Below are 200 nucleotides of genomic sequence, written 5' to 3'. Positions count from 1 at the left end.
CTGGCTCAGGATGAACGCGGGCGGCGTGCCTAATACATGCAAGTCGAGCGAATGGATTGAGAGCTTGCTCTCAAGAAGTTAGCGGCGGACGGGGGAGTAACACGTGGGTAACCTGCCCATAAGACTGGGATAACTCCGGGAAACCGGGGCTAATACCGGATAACATTTTGAACTGCATGGTTCGAAATTGAAAGGCGGCT

1 rRNA gene is annotated in these 200 nt (G+C 53.5%); it reads left to right on the top strand.

The features are described from left to right. Positions 1-200 (top strand): 16S ribosomal RNA (locus tag MR167_RS32885); the annotation flags it as partial.

Origin of the sequence: Bacillus cereus group sp. BfR-BA-01355, assembly GCF_022663675.1 — a bacterium.
Taxonomy (GTDB): Bacteria; Bacillota; Bacilli; order Bacillales; family Bacillaceae_G; genus Bacillus_A; species Bacillus_A thuringiensis_S.
This window is presented reverse-complemented; position numbering and strand designations above follow the sequence as displayed.